At 48.3% G+C, this 1168-nt stretch carries 1 protein-coding gene; it reads left to right on the top strand.

What is annotated here, in order from left to right; translation table 11 throughout:
- Window positions 1-1168, top strand: a 1168-nt coding sequence (gene tuf, locus UF06_RS06880) for an elongation factor Tu (protein WP_045569784.1), incomplete at both ends; no start/stop codon positions are given.

Here is a 1168-nt window from a genome sequence, read left to right as displayed (position 1 = left end):
TGTCTAAAGAAAAATTTGAACGTACGAAACCGCACGTAAACGTTGGTACTATCGGCCACGTTGACCACGGTAAAACAACTCTAACTGCAGCTATCTGTACAACTCTTGCTAAAGTTTACGGCGGTAAAGCACGTGACTTCGCATCTATCGATAACGCACCAGAAGAGCGTGAGCGTGGTATCACAATCTCTACTTCACACGTAGAGTACGACACACCAAACCGTCACTACGCACACGTAGACTGTCCTGGACACGCTGACTATGTTAAAAACATGATCACTGGTGCAGCACAGATGGACGGCGGTATCCTAGTTGTTGCAGCAACAGATGGCCCAATGCCACAAACTCGTGAGCACATCCTACTAGGCCGTCAGGTTGGTATTCCTTACATCATCGTATTCATGAACAAATGTGACATGGTTGATGATGAAGAGCTTCTAGAGCTAGTCGAAATGGAAGTTCGTGAACTTCTGTCTGAGTACGACTTCCCAGGTGATGACCTACCAGTTATCCAAGGTTCTGCACTAGGCGCACTAAACGGCGAAGAGCAGTGGGAAGCGAAAATCGTAGAACTAGCAGAAGCGCTAGACAACTACATCCCAGAGCCAGAGCGTGCAGTAGACATGCCGTTCCTGATGCCAATCGAAGACGTATTCTCAATCCAAGGTCGTGGTACAGTAGTAACTGGCCGTATCGAGCGCGGTATCCTGAAAGTGGGTGACGAAGTTGCTATCGTAGGTATCAAAGACACTACGACAACTACCTGTACTGGTGTTGAGATGTTCCGTAAACTGCTAGACGAAGGTCGTGCGGGTGAGAACGTTGGTGCGCTACTACGTGGTACTAAGCGTGATGAAGTAGAACGTGGCCAAGTACTTGCTAAGCCAGGTTCAATCACTCCACACACTAAGTTCGAGTCAGAAGTATACGTACTGTCTAAAGATGAAGGTGGCCGTCATACTCCATTCTTCAAAGGCTACCGTCCACAGTTCTACTTCCGTACAACAGACGTAACTGGTAACATCGAACTACCAGAAGGCGTAGAAATGGTAATGCCAGGCGACAACATCAAGATGATTGTTGAGTTGATCGCACCAATCGCGATGGACGAAGGTCTACGTTTCGCGATCCGTGAAGGCGGCCGTACAGTAGGTGCTGGTGTTGTTGC

This window comes from Vibrio sp. S234-5 (assembly GCF_000960595.1).
Classification (GTDB): Bacteria; Pseudomonadota; Gammaproteobacteria; order Enterobacterales; family Vibrionaceae; genus Vibrio.
Note: the sequence above shows the minus strand (reverse complement) of the source record. Positions and strands in the feature narration are given on the sequence as shown.